Annotated in this window: 17 protein-coding genes; 5 read left to right on the forward strand and 12 right to left on the reverse strand. The window is 72.7% G+C overall.

Annotated features, from left to right (window positions below):
- The first annotated feature begins 41 nt into the window (after positions 1–41).
- From ACFWCH_RS06240 to ACFWCH_RS06250, 3 genes are read left to right on the forward strand one after another with little or no spacing between them, the layout of a single operon-like run.
- Complete coding sequence (locus ACFWCH_RS06240; protein WP_247638087.1) at positions 42–818, forward strand: DeoR/GlpR family DNA-binding transcription regulator; 777 nt, start codon at positions 42–44, stop codon at positions 816–818.
- A 33-nt stretch (positions 819–851) separates the two neighbouring features.
- Positions 852–1,085: a hypothetical protein gene (locus ACFWCH_RS06245; protein ID WP_136032253.1), complete on the forward strand. Its 234-nt coding sequence runs from the start codon at positions 852–854 to the stop codon at positions 1,083–1,085.
- Complete coding sequence (locus ACFWCH_RS06250) at positions 1,085–1,429, forward strand: type II toxin-antitoxin system PemK/MazF family toxin (protein ID WP_378803142.1); 345 nt, start codon at positions 1,085–1,087, stop codon at positions 1,427–1,429. The genes ACFWCH_RS06245 and ACFWCH_RS06250 overlap by 1 nt, the downstream gene beginning before the upstream one ends.
- Before the next feature lie 265 nt (positions 1,430–1,694).
- On the opposite strand, the gene ACFWCH_RS06255 is transcribed toward ACFWCH_RS06250, so the two are convergent.
- Genes ACFWCH_RS06255 through ACFWCH_RS06270 form a run of 4 tightly spaced genes read right to left on the reverse strand, consistent with a single transcriptional unit; the run spans position 1,695 to position 6,877 of the window.
- On the reverse strand, positions 1,695–4,142 hold the full coding sequence (locus tag ACFWCH_RS06255) for a CHAT domain-containing protein (protein WP_378803143.1): 2,448 nt from the start codon (positions 4,140–4,142) through the stop codon (positions 1,695–1,697).
- 45 nt (positions 4,143–4,187) lie between these two features.
- The gene (locus ACFWCH_RS06260) at positions 4,188–5,759 is read right to left on the reverse strand and encodes a S8/S53 family peptidase (RefSeq protein ID WP_247982541.1); all 1,572 of its coding nucleotides are present in this window, start codon (positions 5,757–5,759) and stop codon (positions 4,188–4,190) included.
- A 36-nt stretch (positions 5,760–5,795) separates the two neighbouring features.
- On the reverse strand, positions 5,796–6,251 hold the full coding sequence (locus tag ACFWCH_RS06265; protein ID WP_206252075.1) for a hypothetical protein: 456 nt from the start codon (positions 6,249–6,251) through the stop codon (positions 5,796–5,798).
- Positions 6,248–6,877, reverse strand: a complete 630-nt coding sequence (locus ACFWCH_RS06270) for an RNA polymerase sigma factor (RefSeq protein ID WP_240744591.1) — start codon at positions 6,875–6,877, stop codon at positions 6,248–6,250. Before ACFWCH_RS06270 ends, ACFWCH_RS06265 begins: the two co-directional genes overlap by 4 nt.
- Positions 6,878–7,238: 361 nt before the next feature.
- Between ACFWCH_RS06270 and ACFWCH_RS06275 the strand changes: the two genes are divergently transcribed.
- A complete protein-coding gene (locus ACFWCH_RS06275; protein ID WP_136032239.1) occupies positions 7,239–7,574 on the forward strand; it encodes a type II toxin-antitoxin system HicB family antitoxin in 336 nt (111 codons plus the stop codon).
- An 18-nt stretch (positions 7,575–7,592) separates the two neighbouring features.
- Here the strand turns inward: ACFWCH_RS06275 and ACFWCH_RS06280 are convergent, their stop codons facing one another.
- Positions 7,593–8,894 carry an MFS transporter gene (locus tag ACFWCH_RS06280; protein WP_378803144.1) on the reverse strand — a complete coding sequence of 434 codons (1,302 nt, stop codon included), beginning with the start codon at positions 8,892–8,894 and terminating at the stop codon, positions 7,593–7,595.
- 72 nt (positions 8,895–8,966) lie between these two features.
- Here ACFWCH_RS06280 and ACFWCH_RS06285 point away from each other — a divergent pair, with 72 nt between their 5' ends.
- A complete protein-coding gene (locus ACFWCH_RS06285; protein WP_378803145.1) occupies positions 8,967–9,557 on the forward strand; it encodes a helix-turn-helix domain-containing protein in 591 nt (196 codons plus the stop codon).
- 35 nt (positions 9,558–9,592) lie between these two features.
- Here the strand turns inward: ACFWCH_RS06285 and ACFWCH_RS06290 are convergent, their stop codons facing one another.
- The 7 genes from ACFWCH_RS06290 to ACFWCH_RS06320 all read right to left on the reverse strand — a co-directional run bounded on the left by ACFWCH_RS06290 (position 9,593) and on the right by ACFWCH_RS06320 (position 16,120).
- Positions 9,593–10,726, reverse strand: a complete 1,134-nt coding sequence (locus ACFWCH_RS06290; protein WP_247638092.1) for an aromatic acid exporter family protein — start codon at positions 10,724–10,726, stop codon at positions 9,593–9,595.
- Positions 10,727–10,898: 172 nt separating this feature from the next.
- Positions 10,899–11,582, reverse strand: coding sequence for a hypothetical protein (locus tag ACFWCH_RS06295; RefSeq protein WP_136032232.1), 684 nt, complete (start codon positions 11,580–11,582; stop codon positions 10,899–10,901).
- Positions 11,582–12,496: an ABC transporter ATP-binding protein gene (locus ACFWCH_RS06300; RefSeq protein WP_136036255.1), complete on the reverse strand. Its 915-nt coding sequence runs from the start codon at positions 12,494–12,496 to the stop codon at positions 11,582–11,584. The genes ACFWCH_RS06295 and ACFWCH_RS06300 overlap by 1 nt, the downstream gene beginning before the upstream one ends.
- Entirely contained in the window at positions 12,493–12,882 is a 390-nt protein-coding gene (locus ACFWCH_RS06305) for a GntR family transcriptional regulator (protein ID WP_136032229.1), read from the reverse strand. The genes ACFWCH_RS06300 and ACFWCH_RS06305 overlap by 4 nt, the downstream gene beginning before the upstream one ends.
- Before the next feature lie 85 nt (positions 12,883–12,967).
- Positions 12,968–13,507, reverse strand: coding sequence for a GbsR/MarR family transcriptional regulator (locus ACFWCH_RS06310; protein WP_378803147.1), 540 nt, complete (start codon positions 13,505–13,507; stop codon positions 12,968–12,970).
- Between the two features lie 4 nt (positions 13,508–13,511).
- The gene (locus tag ACFWCH_RS06315) at positions 13,512–15,134 is read right to left on the reverse strand and encodes an ABC transporter permease (protein ID WP_378803848.1); all 1,623 of its coding nucleotides are present in this window, start codon (positions 15,132–15,134) and stop codon (positions 13,512–13,514) included.
- Positions 15,134–16,120, reverse strand: a complete 987-nt coding sequence (locus ACFWCH_RS06320) for an ABC transporter ATP-binding protein (protein WP_136032225.1) — start codon at positions 16,118–16,120, stop codon at positions 15,134–15,136. The genes ACFWCH_RS06315 and ACFWCH_RS06320 overlap by 1 nt, the downstream gene beginning before the upstream one ends.
- Positions 16,121–16,205 lie beyond the last annotated feature (85 nt).

Here is a 16,205-nt window from a genome sequence, read left to right on the forward strand (position 1 = left end):
GGTCGCGGGTTCCCGCCGCAGCACCCCTCCGGGAGCACGCGGTGAAGCGGGCGGCACGGCTGAACGCGATCCTCGACCTGCTCGCCGCCAGCGGTGAGGTCACGGTGGACGAGCTCGTCGACCGGTTCGGCGCCTCGCCGGCCACCACCCGCCGCGACCTCGACACCCTGGCCGAGCAGCGCCTGCTCACGCGCACGCACGGCGGTGCGGTGGCGCAGACGGTCGCCTACGAGCTGCCCATCCGCTACAAGAGCCACCTGCGCACGCACGAGAAGGCGAGCATCGCCCAGGCCGCGGCCGACCTGGTGTCGCCCGGCATGGTGGTGGGTCTCTCCGGGGGCACCACGACGACCGCGATCGCGGCCGCCCTCGCCGCCAGGGAGGACCTGGCCGCCGACGGCGGGGTCACGGTCGTCACGAACGCGGTCAATATCGCGGCACAGCTCGCTACGCGGCCCGACATCAAGGTCGTGGTCACCGGCGGCGTCATCCACTCCCGCACGTACGAGCTCGTGGGGCCGTTCGTGGAACAGCTGCTGCGCGGGGTGCGGCTCGACATCGCGTTCCTGGGCGTGAACGGCATGGACGCCGCGGCGGGTGCCACCACGCAGGACGAGCGCGAGGCCGCCGTGAACCGCATGATGGCCGAGCGTGCCCGGCGCGCGGTCGTGGTGACCGACGGCAGCAAGCTCGGCGTCGAGGCGTTCTCCGCGGTGGGCGGACCCGAGCTGTTCCACACCGTCATCACCGACCGCGGGGCCGAGCCCGCGCTGGTCGAGGCGCTGCGCAACGCCGGGTACGTCGTGCTCCTCGCCTGAGCCCGCGCGGCGGGGGCTCAGTATACTGAAAGTATGACCACGACGATCAAGGTGAGTGACGAGCTCCGCGATCGGCTGAAGGATCAGGCGGCTCGCGACGGGCTGACACTGGGCGCTCACCTCGCCCATCTCGCCGACGCCGAGGATCGCCGCCGACGCCTCGAGTCGCTGCGCACGGCGGTCGCCCTCTCCTCTCCCGAGGACGCCGCTTCGCATGCGGCCGAGACGGCGGCGTGGGAGCGGGTCGAATCGGCAGACGCCTCCTGATGGCAGACCCTGATCTCGCCCCCGGAGTGATCGTCTGGGTGTCGTTGGAACCGGTGCGCGGCCGCGAACGGGGCGGACACCGACCCGTCCTCCTCGTCGCCTCCGCCGGGTATCTGGACGCCGTCACCACCCTGGTGATCGGCTTGCCGATCACCACGACCGACCGTGGGTGGCCCAATCACATCCGCATCGACGGGCCGAGCGGACTGGACCGTCCGTCCTGGGTCATGACCGAGCAGCCGCGCACGCTCACGCGGGAACGGATCACGGGCGTCGCGGGGAGGGTGTCCGCGGACTGTCTCGCCTCCGTCCGGCTGTGGCTGGGAGACTTCCTCGACCTGTGACGGTGCTCCTCGCCTGAGCCCGCGCGGGCGCACCCCAAGGGCCCCGGCGTCCCCAGATCGCCGAGGCCCTGTGAGGTGTCGCGGCTGCATCCGCGGCTCCCCAGAGCAGTTGGTGTCCCTGTCGTGCGCGCTCCCCAGTGCGCTGTTTCCCCAGATCCGACGGCGCCTCCCTCGCGCCTCCTCCTTCGAGGCCCTTCGCCTGCGACACCTTCCGAAGAACAGGAGTCACCGCCTGCGGTTCTGATACACCGATTGGAGAAAAAGGTCAGAATCCGTCGCCGTGGCACTGGAACGGCGCGATCACGCCCGTCGTGACGGCCGCGGAGGCCAGGGCGTCCGCCGGTGCAGCGCCCTCGGTGAGCCCGGCGTGCACGGCCGCCAGCAGCTCGCACGCATCGTCGTCGGGCACCGCGACGGGTGCCGCGATCACGCACTCGGTGCCCGCGTGCAACCACACCCGCGTCATGCCCAGCGCCTCCTCCCCCCAGCGCACCGACGAGCGCCCCAGCTCACACGCCGACAGGATGACGGTGCGCGGCGCCCGCGGGATCAGGTCCACGTCGTAGCCGAACAGCGTGCCGTCGCTCAGCTCGAACCCGGAGAACAGGGGGTTGTCGACCGCGTGCCGTCCGTGCGCCGCGATGTGCAGCAGCTCCGCGTCGCCCGCGAGGGCCGTCACCGCACCCACCGTCGCCTCCGCACCCTCGTACACGCGCGTCGAGGCACGGTCCGTCCAGGCCGAGGCCGCACGCTGCACCTCCTCGCCCGCGCGGCGCACGCGAGGACCGGCGGCGAAGCCCACGACGGGCGACGCGGCGCGCGGTGCCCGGTCGGCTCCGAGCCACCGCGACACCGACGTGACGAGAGTGAACGGCAACCCGCGCATGCCGGGCAGCATGGCCCACGGCACGCCCCCGAGGATGCCGGGCACCGTGATCGCCACGCGCGACGCCCGCGGCACGGCCCGCCGCAGCGGTGCGAGCAGCCCCGCGTCGAGCAGCTCCAGCCGCGCGACGAGGGACCGCTGCGTGACCGCACCCATCGCACCGCCGCGGGTGAGAGCGGCCATGTCGAGGTCGGCCCGCAGCCCGTCGAGCGCCGCCCGCACCCGCGGCCAGTCCAGCTCCACGATGCGCGCCCGGCCCTCGGTCACCGCCACGGCGTGCAGCTCGGAGCCGGTGAAGACGTAGGAGAACACCGCGGTGTCGTGCGGGAGGAGTGCAGACGCCGCCGCCAGGCCGAGCCGCTCGCGCGCGGCGCCGGAGCCGGTCGCCGTCCACTGCCTCTCGCGCACCCGGTCGCGCAGCATCCGCACCCGCGCGTCGGTCGTCCAGTCGGCACCCGCGAGCTCTGCCCGCAGCATCCGCAGCTCCGCCAGGTCCGCCGCCAGGTCCGCGTCGTGCGGGGGCCGCACCGGCGCGACCTGCTGGCTGAGGTGACGGGCCCGCTCCGACCACTCGAACAGGGTCTCCGGGTCGCCGAGGCGCGCCGCCGCCGTGAGCCCGGTGAACACGAGGTCGCTCGCGTGCATCGCGACCGAGGCCTGCAGGTCGAGCGCGCCGAACGACTGCTGCCACGACGACAGCAGGTCGAGGCCCTCGCCCGCGGCCCGCAGCGCCGCCCGGTCGCGGCCTCGGTGCAGGGCCCTCGCTGCCCGCACCTCGTGGACGCGCAGCCGCAGGGGCGTGGGGGCGGACGCGGCGATGCGGGGCAGCCGCCCGGCTCCGTCGCGCCGTGCGGTCAGGCGCAGCGCCGTCGCCTCGGTGCGGAATCCGCTGCGGTCGAGGTCACGGGCGACACGCTCGAACTCCTCGGCCGGGATCGCCCGGTCGGGGTGGGCGCGCTGCCGTGCCTCCAGTCGCACGGCCTCGGCCCGCGCCGTCCACCCCGGTGTCGCGAGGGCGGTGAACCGTCGGGCGGCCAGACGTGCCGCGCGTTCGGCGGCCGCGGGATCATGGCGCAGCAGTGACCGCGCCAGGTGGAACTCCGCCTCGCCGCGCGCCTGCCGCATGCGCTGCGCCCCGAACTGCACGGCCACCCGCCCGAGCAGCACCTCCGCCTCGGTCGTCAGGCCCGCGTCGCGGAGCACCTCGGCCCGATCGAGGTCGGCGATCGCGGCGGCCAGGTCGCTCGCCTCCGCCAGGGCGGGGCGGGAGCGGGTCATGAGCGCGAGGGCGCCCACGAGGTCGCCGCCCAGCAGCGCCGCGTAGCCCAGGTTGTGCGTGGCCTCGGCGACCGGGCCGCGGGCGTCATGCGCCTGATACACGGCGAGGGCGCGGCGGAGGTCGGCGACGCACGCGTCGAGCTCGTGGCGCTGCATGCGCACGACCGAGCGGTTCATCAGGCAGTTCGCGAGCTCGGTGCTCTCGGTCCCCGCGGCGGAGAGCGCGTCGATGGCGCGGGAGAGCTCGGCCTCGGCCTCGGGCAGTCGTCCGCGGTGCATGAGCAGGGTGCCGAGCTGGCCGCCGAGCAGCGCCACCGTCTCGGGCTGCAGTCCCGCGCGCGCGAGGGCCGCCCGGCACAGTTCCTCGGCGGCCGCGGGGTCACCGGTCTGCGTCAGCACGTAGGCGCGGGTGCCGTCGATCCGGGCGCGCAACTCGGGGTCGTCGGTGCGCGCGGCCGCGGCGTCGAGGGCACGGCGGGCCTGCGCGAACCGTCGCGTGTTCGCCGCGTCGACGCCGCGCCGATGCAGCTCGCTCGCGGACAGGGGCATCCGTCCAGGATGCCGTGCCGCGACCCCGGTGGGGAAGAGTGCGGGTCAGCCGCGGTCGTGCGGATCGGGGAGCTCGGCGAGCACGGCGGACACGGCCTTCGCCGCCGCCGCCGGGGTCGCGCCCGCCACCGGGACGGCCCCGAGCTCCGCCGCGATGCGACCGGCGAGGTACGGCGCTGCGAACGACGTGCCGCTCCAGACCGCGAAGCCGCCCCGGTAGTCGTCGGGGTCGAGGGTCTCACGCACCAGTCCGTCGACGTCGGCCCTGGTCGCCGCCTGGGCACCGCCGACGAACGCGGGCGAGGTGCTGACGACCGCCGCGCCCGGGGCGTACACGTGCACCCAGGGCCCGACGTTGGAGAACAGCGCGACCGAGCGCGACGACGGGTTGAGGGCGCCGACGGCCACGTGCGGTGCGCCCTTGTCGGCGGGCAGCCCGTTGTCGGCTCCCGGCCACGGCCACAGCGACGCCGGGAAGGACGGCCGGTCGATCGCGTCGTTGCCGGCCGAGCACACGACCACGCAGCCGAGCTCGCGCGCCTTCGCCAGCAGCTCGTACAGCGTGCGGCTGAACAGCCCGTCGGTCGGGGTCTCGTGGTAGTAGCTGAGCGACAGGTTGAGCACGTCGATGGGGAAGCCCGTCTTCGGGTCCTCCCGGTGCCGGCGCAGCAGCTCCACCACCTGCGCCACGGTCTCCAGCAGGGTACTCTCGTCGACCACTCCGAGCGCGCCGGCCACCCGGATCGACAGGATGTCGGCGTCGGGTGCGGTCTGCCGCACGATCCCGGAGATGAACGTGCCGTGCCCGGCCACCGCGTCGATCTCGCCGTCGAGCTGCCCGTACAGGTCGGGGTAGCGTTCGGGGTCGGCGTCGTCGGTGAGCCCGACCGGGACGCCGTCGAGCTCGATGTGCCGCGTGACGATGTCGGACGGCAGCCAGGCGTGCTCGCCGCAGCCCGTGTCGAGCACCGCGACGACCGGGCGTCGTCCGCGCTTCGGCGCGGCGGCGCGCACCGGGGCGGGCCCCAGCCACGAGACGGGCTGCCGCGCCCCGCGGCCCGGCTCCAGGTAGTCGTCGCTGCCGCCGGTGCCCGCACCGGCGCCGCGCACGGGGTTGGTGCGGGTGAACGGGTTGGTGCGTGTGAACGGGTTCGTGCGCGTGAAGGGGTTGAGGCCGACCGGGTCGATCGACAGCACGTGCTCGAGGCTCGTGCGCGGCATGGTCGACCGCGACAGGCGCCGTGCCCGCTGCAGCACCCGCCAGGCGTCCGGCGCGACGGGCGACTCGCCCCTGGCCGGCTCGTCGGGCGTGGTCAGGCGCGCGCGCAGGAACCCGGCGACGCCCGGTACCAGCTCGTCGCCGCCGACCTCGCGCTCCGCCGATTCGATCTCGAGCCGCCAGCCGAAGGTGTCGGCGGCGTCGCGCAGCGTGCGCACCTCGCGGTCGTACGCCTCCTGGTCACCGACGGTGCGCGTGATCAGCAGGCGTTCGGGCAGGTACGCGGTGGGGAAGGCGCGGATGCCGTCCACGGGTTCCGTGCTTGGGTCGAGAGCGGTGCCGCGGCGGATCGATCCCTCCGCGCGGTCCTGCCACGTCCATCCCTGGGGCTGCTCCATCGGTCATCCTCTCCGTGCGGGCTCCATCGCCCGCCGTCACAGCTCGAACTGCGGGGTCTCCAGCGTGCGTTCCTCGTCGCCGTCGAGCGTGGTCAGCCGCACGCGGCTGAGCCCGGGCGGGACGTCGTCGAACTGGAAGCGCCCGGTCTCCGCGGGCGTCGTGGTGCGCGTGCGGTCGCCCTGGGCCAGCACGATCCGCGCGGCGGTGGTGTCGACCCAGCCGTCGACGCGGCGCCGTCCGGACGCGGTGGTGGTCACGTGCAGCAGGATGCTCGTGGTGCCGTCGCTGAACTGCAGCGTGAGCGCGTCGGCGTCTCCCCGCACGGCGCCGAGCTGCCCCTCCACGAGGGTCAGCAGCGCGTACTCGCGGTTGAGCCCGTCGGCGGCGACCGCGGCGACCATGCGGTCGATCAGTCCGGCCGGCACCGGGTCGACCTCGTCCCACACGGTGCGCAGGCGCGCGAACAGGCGGGCGTCGTCGTGATCGCTCATGAGCGTCCCCCTCCGGTGTGCGGCGCCGGGGCGTCGAGCAGGTCGCGCAGCTTGGCGAGGCACCGGCTGCGGGTCGGCCCGATGCTGCCGACGGGCATGCCGAGGTCGGTCGCGAGGCGGGCGTAGTCGGGGCGGTCGTCGAAGGCGATCACGCGGAGCAGGCGCTGGCACCGCTCGGTCAGGCGGCGCACGGCGAGCCAGAGTCGGCGGTTCTCGTCGCCGAGCGTCGCGTGGTCCTCGGCCGAGGCCTGTTCGGGCAGGAGGGTGTCGAGGTCGTCGGCCTCGGTCGTGTCGATGCGGCCGTTGGCCTTCGCGGCCTTCCACGCCTCGCGGCGGGCGGTCGTGGTGAGCCAGGCCGACACGGCGCGCGGGTCGGCGATCGAGCCGTGACCGCGGACGAGCCGCAGCCACGTGGTCTGCACCACGTCTTCCGCGAGGGTGCGTTCGAGCCCGTAGGCGCGGACGACGTGCCAGAGCACGGGCGACAGCAGTCGCACGAGCTCATCCATCGCGCGGCCGTCGCCTTCGCGCCATGCGCCGAACAGGTCAGCGGCACGTTCCCACCGTGCCCGGCCGTCGTCGGATGCAGGATCGAGGGGGGCGGCGCCGGAGGCACCGTCGATCATGAAGCCCATTGTGATCACACCTACCAGGAGCACGGCAAGAGCCCGGTGATACATGAGGGCGGGCTTTCCACAGCCGGATCGTGGATGGTATCGTTATTGATACCATCCACGATCATGGGATCTGTGGAAGGCCTCGTTGCACGCATGCGGGCGCAACCGAAAGGCGTGCGATTCGCCGACCTCGTGAAGGTTTGCAATCATCACTTCGGAGAGCCGCGGCAGCGCGGCACCTCCCACCGCGTGTATCGAATGCCTCGGGCAGGAGACCCGCGGGTGAACATCCAGAGCGATCACGGAACGGCGAAGGCCTACCAGGTCCGGCAGGTCCTGGCGGCGATCGACAGACTGAAGGGAGCGGGACATGTCGACAGTGAAGCCTGACCACTACGCATACCGCGTTCGATGGTCCCCGGAGGACGCCGCGTATGTCGGCACGGTTGCCGAGTTGCCTTCGCTGTCCTGGGTGTCGGAGGACCAGGGCGACGCGTTCCGGGGTATCCGACAGCTCGTCGCCGATGTGCTCGACGACATGACGGCGAACGGGGAGGAGCCGCCCGTGGCCATCTCCGACCGCTCCTACTCCGGCAAGTTCCTGGTTCGGCTCACACCGGAGGCGCACCGTCGGCTGGCGATCGACGCGGCGGAGCAGCACGTGTCGCTCAACCGCTTGGCCGTCAGTCGACTGATCGGCGCCTGACTCCCGCCCGCCCTCGCGCTACTCGGCCGCGAAGGTGGCCGCGTGCTCGGCCCACCGCGCCTCGACCGGGAGGGCACGCAGCGCGCGATTGCCGAGCGCGAGCGCGGCCGCGACCAGGCACAGGCCGGCGCAGACGAGGATCGTGCCCTCGCGGCCGAGCCAGGAGAGCCCGAACCCGGCGATCAGCGGGGCCAGGGGCATCGCCCCCATCGCGAGCACCCCGATGGCACTGTTCGCGCGGCCGAGCAGCCGCGAGGGTGTCGCGACCATGAAGTAGCCGAGGAGGGCGGCGTTCAGGGCGGGGAGCAGCAGGACCGACACGCCGAGCACCACCGCGATCGCCCAGGGCTCGCGCACCGTGGTCAGGGCGACCGCGCCGAGCGCGACGACGGCGAGGCCGCCCACCGTGAGGATGCCCGCGGGGACGCGTGGCACGAGCAGCGGCGCCAGCACGGCCCCCACCAGCATGACCGCGCCGATCACCGCGCTCAGGGTGCCGATCAGCAGCTCGGAGTGCCCCGCCTGCTGCAGCGCGTAGACGACGGTCGTGATGGCCGCGTTGAACCCGAGGTTCACGATGGTGAGGATGATCATCACGCCACCGAGGTCGCGGCGGGAGAGCAGCCAGGTGAAGCCTTCCCGCAGCTCGCGCCCCGCGTGGGGACGCAGGGCCGGCTCGTCCGCCGGCACGTCGTCGTCCTCGGCTCCGGTGTCGGCGATCCCCGCCCGTCGCGTCTGCCGGCGCAGCATCCAGGCGGTCACCGCGGCGACGGCGTGGCACAGCGTCATGACCGCACCGACCACCCAGCCGCCGAGGCCGAGGAGCAGTCCGCCGAGCGGGCCGCCGGCGAGCTGGAGCGCCGCGTCCCTGCCCTGGTTCGCGGCCTGGGCGCGGCCCATCGCCTCGTCGGGCACGATCTCCTTGAGCGCGCTCTCGCCGGCCACGTCGAACAGGCCGCTGCGGGCGGCGAGCAGCACGTCGATCACGAGCAGTGACGTGAAGGTGAGGGCGTCGCCGATCGCGAGCAGAGTGAAGGCGCCCGCGAGGACGATGCCCAGCAGGGAGCCGAGCAGCATGAGGGCGATGCGTCGGTGGCGGTCGGCGAGCACGCCCCCGGCGAGCGTGAGCAGCACGCGGGCGACGAGTCCGGCGGCGCCGATGATGCCCGCCTGCGCGGGGTCGTTCGTGATGAGGAGCGCCAGGAGCGGGACGGCGAAGCCGAACAGGGAGGCGGCGAGCCCCTTGCTGGTGTCGCTCACGAGCCAGGTGAGGTAGCGGGTGTTGCGCCACAGGCGGTGGGGGGTGGTGGCGGTGGTCATGGCTCGACCATAGATGCGCAACATAAATTGCGCAACTAGAGGTGCGCAATTGTCCGCCGATAGGATCGGGGCATGGCCGACGACGCGGGGACGAGCGCGGGCGACGACGCCGTCTTCATGACCTCGGCGATGCTGAAGGCGTACTCGCATCCGCTGCGCCGCCGGATCCTGCGCCTCATCGCGCGCCGCGAGCACCTGCGGGCCGCCGACATCGCCGCCGAGCTCGGCGTTCCCGCGAACAGCGCGAGCTTCCACCTCCGGGTGCTCGCCGACGCCGGACTCATCGAGGAGGCTCCCGACCGCGCGCGCGACCGCCGCGACCGGGTCTGGACCGGACGCAAGCGCGCCCTCAACCTCGGCGACCCGCAGAACCCGGTGGCCGATGAGGCGCTCGGCGGCGCGGTGGTCGCCGCCCTGGCGGAGGAGCACGGCGAGCTGGTGCGCCGCGTACTCGCCTGGAGCCCCGAGTACGTCGCCGGCCGCACGACCGAGGTACACGCGTCGTTCGTGCAGCGCACGATCCGCCTGACCGAGGCCGAGTTCGAAGGCGTGATGCGCCAGGTCAACGACGTGCTGTCGGCGGCCGACGACGCGCACGACGCCACAGACCCCGACGGTCGCTACTGGCAACTCGACATCGTCGTCGCCGACGACACCATCTAACTCACCCGTCGCCCTGGCTCACCCGTCGCGCTGACTCACGCGTCGCCGTCCGGGCGCTCGCCGCTGAGGATCAGGATCCGCCGCAGGTGCATCGCCGTCAGCACGCCGGGACCCATCGTGCTGCGCGCGTCGAACGTGCGGTCGTCCACACGCTCCAGCAGCAGGCGGGTCGCCCGCGCGGCCTCACCCCGCCGGCGGTGCGCCTCGCTCGAGCCGGGATCGGGTTCGGCGATCACGTCGGCCACCGCGTGACAGGCCGCCGACAGGGGCTCGGGCAGCGCGGGGTCGAGCGGGATGGCGGCGGGCCGGTCCCAGATGGTGTCGGCGGTCGCATCGGCGATGTCGCGGATCAGGTGGGCGATCCGGTCGAGCGTCGAGAGGTCCTCGTGGATGTGCGCTGTCCCCACGTGCCGGCGTCGCGCGCGTGGGTTGTACCGCACGCTCTCGTCGGCCTCGGCCAGCGCCGCCCGCAGATCGGCGGTGGTCTCGGCGAGGGACGCCGCGTCCTCCGCCCACTGCGCGGTCTCCGGCGGCCACGACTCCGACACCGCGTACCCGATGTCGTGCAGGTGCTCGCCCAGCTGCGTGCGGAAGGACTCCACTCTCGACGCAGCCGCCGCGGCGAGGGGAGCGGGCGCGATCAACAGGTTCACCAGGAGCCCGATCACCACGCCGACGGCCATCTGCGCCAGGTACCCCACCGAGTAGTCGTCGGCGTTCTGTCCCCCGATGATCAGCACGAACAGCGCGGCCATCGGCACGTACTCGCGTCCGGCGCCGAACCACCCCGTGCCTGACAGCAGCACGCCCAGACCCACCACGAGCGGGATGGTCCACCACGTCGGACCGACGGTGAGCACGATCAGGGCAGCCAGGCCGATGCCCGCGGCGAGCCCGAACAGCGTCTGCAGGCTCGAGCGCATCGAGCCCATCAGCGTCGGGTACATGCTCACCAGAGCACCGAGCGGCGCGTAGTACGGATACTCGTCGGTGACGCCCGGCATGTGCGGCGCGACGGCCCACGCGAGCCCGACCGCGAGCGCCGTCTTCGCCACGAGCAGCAGCCGCGGCGGTCGCACGGCGTCGCGCAGGGTGCGCGAGAGGTACGACCGGCGTTCGCGCAGGCGCAGGCGCGGGTGGTCGCGGAGGCGGCGTTCCTCGGGCGTCACGGCATCCTCTCTCCTCGGACGGGCGGGTTCTGCTCCTGGACGTTACGCGCGAACGGACGGCGGAGGAGTGGGGTTGCCTCCGCTGCGGTCTGCGGGTAGTGCCCCGGACGCCCGGATGCCGCGGCCCGCACCGAGTGCGCGGCCGCGGCATCCCTCGTGCCGGGTGGCCCGATCAGGGGATGGTCCGCCGGAAGGCGAGGAACGAGACGACGGTCAGGACGGCGGTGATCACCAGGCCCCACACGGCCAGGCCGAGGGCGCCGAGGTCCATGATCGTCGCGCCGACGTGGTTCCACAGGTCGAGCCGTGTCGCGAGGAACACCAGCCCCACCAGGATGAGCCCCAGGCCGATGCTCACGATCAGCAGCACCAGCTGACCCCAGCTCTTGTAGATCGTCGCGCCGGTGAAGCCGACCACGAAGAAGAACAGGGCGAGCGTGAAGAACACCACGAAGGCGCCCAGGGGTCCCGCGTCCCACAGCCACGGCAGGTAGAACAGGTAGCCGTTGACCCCCCAGCCGTCGGTGAGCATCTCGATGCCGCCGCCGATCAGGAAGAGCACGCCCATGATCGCGCTGCCGAGGATGGCCGTCAGCATCGTGCCGAAGAAGAACTCCCGGCGCGTGATGCTCATCGCCTGCGAGAACGGGAACGTGAGGGTCATCGCCGACATGCCCACCGCGAAGAAGTACCAGAGCGGCGCCTGGCCGCCCCCGCCGTACTTGGGGGTGTCGACGGGGATCATCGCGTAGATCAGGATCGAGATGATCGTGGCCGCGCCGAGGATCATGAGCGGGTACCAGATGAAGGTGCCCTTGTTGATCAGCTGCAGGCGGATGACGTTGAACGTGCGCATCAGCGGACCTCCTCCTTCACCGCACCGGCTCTGTCGGCGGCGGCGTCGTTCTTCTGGGTGAGCCGGACGACGAGCTGCTGCAGCGACACCGGCGTGAGGTCGAGGCCCGCGGCGACGACCGCGGAGCGCTCCTCGGGCGAGAGCCGGCCCATGACGGTGACCGAGGCCACCCGGCCGAGCTCGTCGCGGTGCAGGATCTCGCGGCCCTCCGCCCAGGCGTCGACCTTCGCGGCCTCGCCCACCACAGTCACCGCGCGGTCACGCACGGCATCGGTGTCCTCGTTCAGCAGGATCCGTCCGTTGTCGATCACGATGACCTTCTCGATGAGGTTCGACACCTCGTCGATCAGGTGCGAGGACAGGATGATGGTGCGCGGGTGCTCGGAGTAGTCCTCCACCAGGCGGTCGTAGAAGATCTGCCGGGCGACTGCGTCGAGCCCGAGGTACGGCTCGTCGAAGAAGGTGATCTCGGCGCGCGAGGCGAGTCCGATGATCACGCCGACCGCCGAGAGCTGTCCGCGCGACAGCTTCTTGATGGTCTGCTTCATCGGCAGCTGGAACTCCGCGATCAGCTCATCGGCGAACGCCTGGTCCCAGTTCGGGAAGAACAGGCTCGCGGCCTTGAACGCGTGCTTGGGGTAGGCGTCGTCCGGGTACTTCTGGCTCTCGCGCACGAAGCAGATGCGGCCGAGCACGTGTGCGTTCTCGTACGGGTGCTCGCCGAACACCTTCACGGTGCCGGACGATTCGAAGTTCTGGGCCGTGAGGATCGACATGAGGGTCGTCTTCCCGGCACCGTTGCGGCCGAGGAGCCCGTAGATCGAGCCCGCTTCGAGGGCGAGCGAGACGTTGTCGAGCGCCCTCTTCTCCTTGTAGCGCTTGGTGAGGTTCTGCACCTCGATGACGGCGGTCATGCGGGGTTCTTCCCTTCTGGGGTGGGGGTGTGTGCGGCGCGCTGCCGGAGCAGGTCCGCGAGGTCTTCCGCGCCGAGGCCCAGCGTGCGGGCCTCCGCGAGGAGCGGGTCGATGTAGCGGTCGGCGAAGGCCGCGCGGCGCTCGCCGAGGAGCAGGTCCCTGGCGCCTTCCGAGACGAACATGCCGATGCCTCGGCGCTTGTGGAGCACTCCCTTTTCGGTGAGCATCGCGACTCCCTTCGCCGCCGTGGCGGGGTTGATGCGGTAGAACGCGGCGAGCTCGTTCGTGGAAGGGGCCTGCGCCTCCTCGGCGAGTGAGCCGTCGAGGATCGAGTCCTCGATCTGCTCGGCGATCTGGAGGAAGAGCGGCTTGCCTTCTTCGATCACGAGTCCTCCGCTGGGTTGGTGGGTTACTTACTCGACTAAGTAACCATGTAACCCGCGCGTATGTCAACCCTCCGGATCGCGACGATCAGCTCCGGTCGTGCCGCGACTCGTGCCACTCCTCCACGATCTGCCGCATGCGCGCGGACAGGAACCGGAAGAACGCGGCCAGCTCGACCGCCCGCGCCTGCGCGTCGGGATCGTCGCCGTGCGCGCCCGCGATGTCGTCGATGTACTCCGCGAGCCGCGCGTACACGGGAAGGTTGCCCACGATCGAGCGGTAGAAGGGATCGTGCACGAACGCGTACCGGTCACGGCGCTCACCCGGCCGCGGGCGCCGCTGGATGAAATGCAGCTGCTGCAGGTAGCGCACCGCCCCCGACACCGCCGCGGGGGAGACGCCGAGCCGCTCGGCCAGCTCGGCCGCGGTGTACCCGCCCTCGGGCGCCGCGACCAGGGCCATCATCACGCGCGCCGGCATCCGCGGCATCCCCGCCGCCGTGAGCATCGCCGCCGCCTGCTCCGCCGGTTCCACGCCCCGGTGCTCGCGCTGCTGCTCGGCATCGCCCGCCGTCGCGTCCGACCCGTCGTCGGCGTTCGCGGCCTCCCCGCCCGGTGCCCGCGTCATCGCACTACCCGCCCGTCGCGAGCTCGCGCCGACGCATGAGGGCCAGGGCGCCCGCCGTGGCCCCGGCGACCACGAGCACGAGCCACCACAGCCCGCGCACGTCGACGCCGTCGCCGTCGACCACCGGGGTCACCGCGAACGGGGAGAGGTTCGCGCTCCAGTCCGGCAGCCCGAACAGCGGGCCGAACATGCCGAGCAGCGCCGCGAGCAGGACCAGGATCCACGCCACGGGGATGGTCGCGCGCGCCAGCACCACGAACACGAGGGCCGTGAGCGCCACGAACACCACCGCCGCGACCGCCTGTCCCGCGCCCGCCACGGCCACGATGCGATACAACTCGCTGTCGCCGTCGCGCGACCACACGCCGAGCCAGCCACCCAGCACGGCGGCGGCGACCACGATGAGCACCGCGCCCACGCCGACGATCACATGGTCGGCCAGCCACCGCACCCGTCCGGTGGGGGTCGAGAGCACGAGCTCGACCGTGCTCCGCGCCTCCTCCTGCCGCGCGCGCACCACGGTCTGCACCGCGCAGCAGGCCGCGAGGATGCCCAGCAGCGTGAAGAACACGGTCACCACGACCTCGTCGAGCCCGCCGGTCGCGCCGCCGATCTTCTCCAGGATGTCGGTCACGGCGGGATTCTCGCCCGCGATCTGGTCGACCACGCCGCCCAGGGTCGTGGCGAGCAGCCCGGTGAGCAGTCCGCCGACCGCCCACCCCACGACCGCGCCCGAGGTGAGTCGCCACACCAGCGCGTGCGGCGACGAGAGGGCGGGCCGCGCCGCGGAACGGCCGGGGCGTTCGGCCACGAAGCCCGCGTCCACATCGCGCAGGCCCTGCAGTGCCAGGGCCCCGGCGGCCAGGACGAGGCCGAGCGCCAGTCCCAGGACCGCGGGCCAGGCCGCATCGACGTCGTACGGGCGCGTCTGCTCCGCCCAGCCGAACGGCGACAGCCACGCAGGCCAGGCGCTCGCGATCGCGGTCAGCTCGTCGTTCGGGGTCCCGGCGGCGTTGCCGATGCCCCGGAGCAGGAAGGCGGCCACGAGCACCCACACAGCCGCGGAGTTCGCGCCGCGCGACGTGCGCAGCAGCTGCGCCGCGAGCAGGGCGATCCCGAGGAAGGCGACGCCGCAGGAGGCGGCCGCGGCGCCGGAGAGCAGCGAACCGGCGACGGGCAGCCCGGTCGCGAGCAGGGCGACCGCGGTCAGTGCACCCAGCACGACGTTGGCGAGGAGGCCGTGCACGATCGTCGCGACGGTGGGAAGGTGTCGTCCGGCGGGTGTCGCCCACACGAGCTCGGCGCGCCCCGACTCCTCGTCGCCCCGGGTGTGCCGCACCGCGAGGAACGTGCTCATGAGGGCCGCCAGCATCGCCAGCCACGGCAGGATCTCGAAGGCCAGGAACGCGCCCTCCGAGGTGCCGGACGGCAGGCCGCGGAACATCAGGATCACCGGGTTCGCGAGCGCCGCGGCCAGGATGTTCTTCCGGTCGGCCAGGGTCGAGTACGACTGCGTGACGCCCGCATACCCCGCGAACGCCATGAGCGCCGTCCCGAGGATCCACAGCGGCACCTGCACCCGGTCGCGGCGGATGCGCTGGCGCAGCAGCACCCCGAAGCGGTCCATCACGCACGACCCTTCGCGTGGCGGGAGCGCCGGGTGGACGGCTCCCCGTCGGACCCGCCGTCCTCCGCCGCCTCGAGCGTCGCGAGGTCGTCGCCGTAGTGCCGCAGGAACAGCTCCTCGAGCGAGGGCGGAGCCACGCGGAGGTCGGAGATCCCGAGCGTGGCGAGGGCGGGCAGCACCGCGGCGGTGCGGTCGCTGTCGACGGTGAGGCGGAAGCGGTCGTCGTGCACCGTGGCGTCGTGCACCTCGGGGATCGCGGCGACGCGGTCGAGCGGGACACCCGGGGCCGTGAACGACACGTCGCTGCGGGTGAGGTGCCGCAGGTCGGCGAGCGTGCCGGTCTCGACGATGCGCCCGGCGCGGATGATCGACACGCGGTCGCACAGCTGCTCGACCTCGCTCATGATGTGGCTCGACAGCAGCACGGTCGCGCCGTTCTCGTGGGCCCGCGCGACCTCGCGCTGGAAGATCACCGCCATGAGGGGGTCGAGCCCGCTGGTCGGCTCGTCGAGGATGAGCAGGTCGGCCGGCACGGCGAAGGCCGCGATCAGCGCCACCTTCTGGCGGTTGCCCTTCGAGTACGCGCGGCCCTTCTTCCGCGGGTCGAACTGGAAGGCCTCCAGCAACCGGGCCTTCTCGCGCCGGTAGGCGGCGTCGTGCGTGCGGGCTCCGCGCAGCCGGGCGAGCAGGTCGATGGCCTCGCCCCCGGAGAGGTTGGGCCACAGGCTCACGTCGCCCGGCACGGAGGCGATGCGCCGGTGCAGCTCGACGGCCCGACGCCACGGGTCCTCGCCGAACACGGTCACCGCGCCCCCGGTGCGGCGGGCGAGGCCCAGGAGGATGCGGATCGTGGTGGACTTGCCGGCGCCGTTCGGCCCGAGGAATCCGTGCACCTGACCGGACTCGACGCTCAGGTCGAGACCGTCGAGGGCGTGCACGTGCCCGTAGTGCTTGGTGAGGCTCTGGGTGGCGATCACGGTGCTCATGCGCGGGAGCGTACGCCCGCTTCACGAACTTGTGAATCCGGTGAAGCGGACGCATGCGGAATCCTTACGGCGCCCGCGTACAGTG

Source organism: Microbacterium sp. NPDC060132, assembly GCF_042729675.1.
In the GTDB taxonomy this organism is placed as follows: Bacteria; Actinomycetota; Actinomycetes; order Actinomycetales; family Microbacteriaceae; genus Microbacterium; species Microbacterium sufflavum.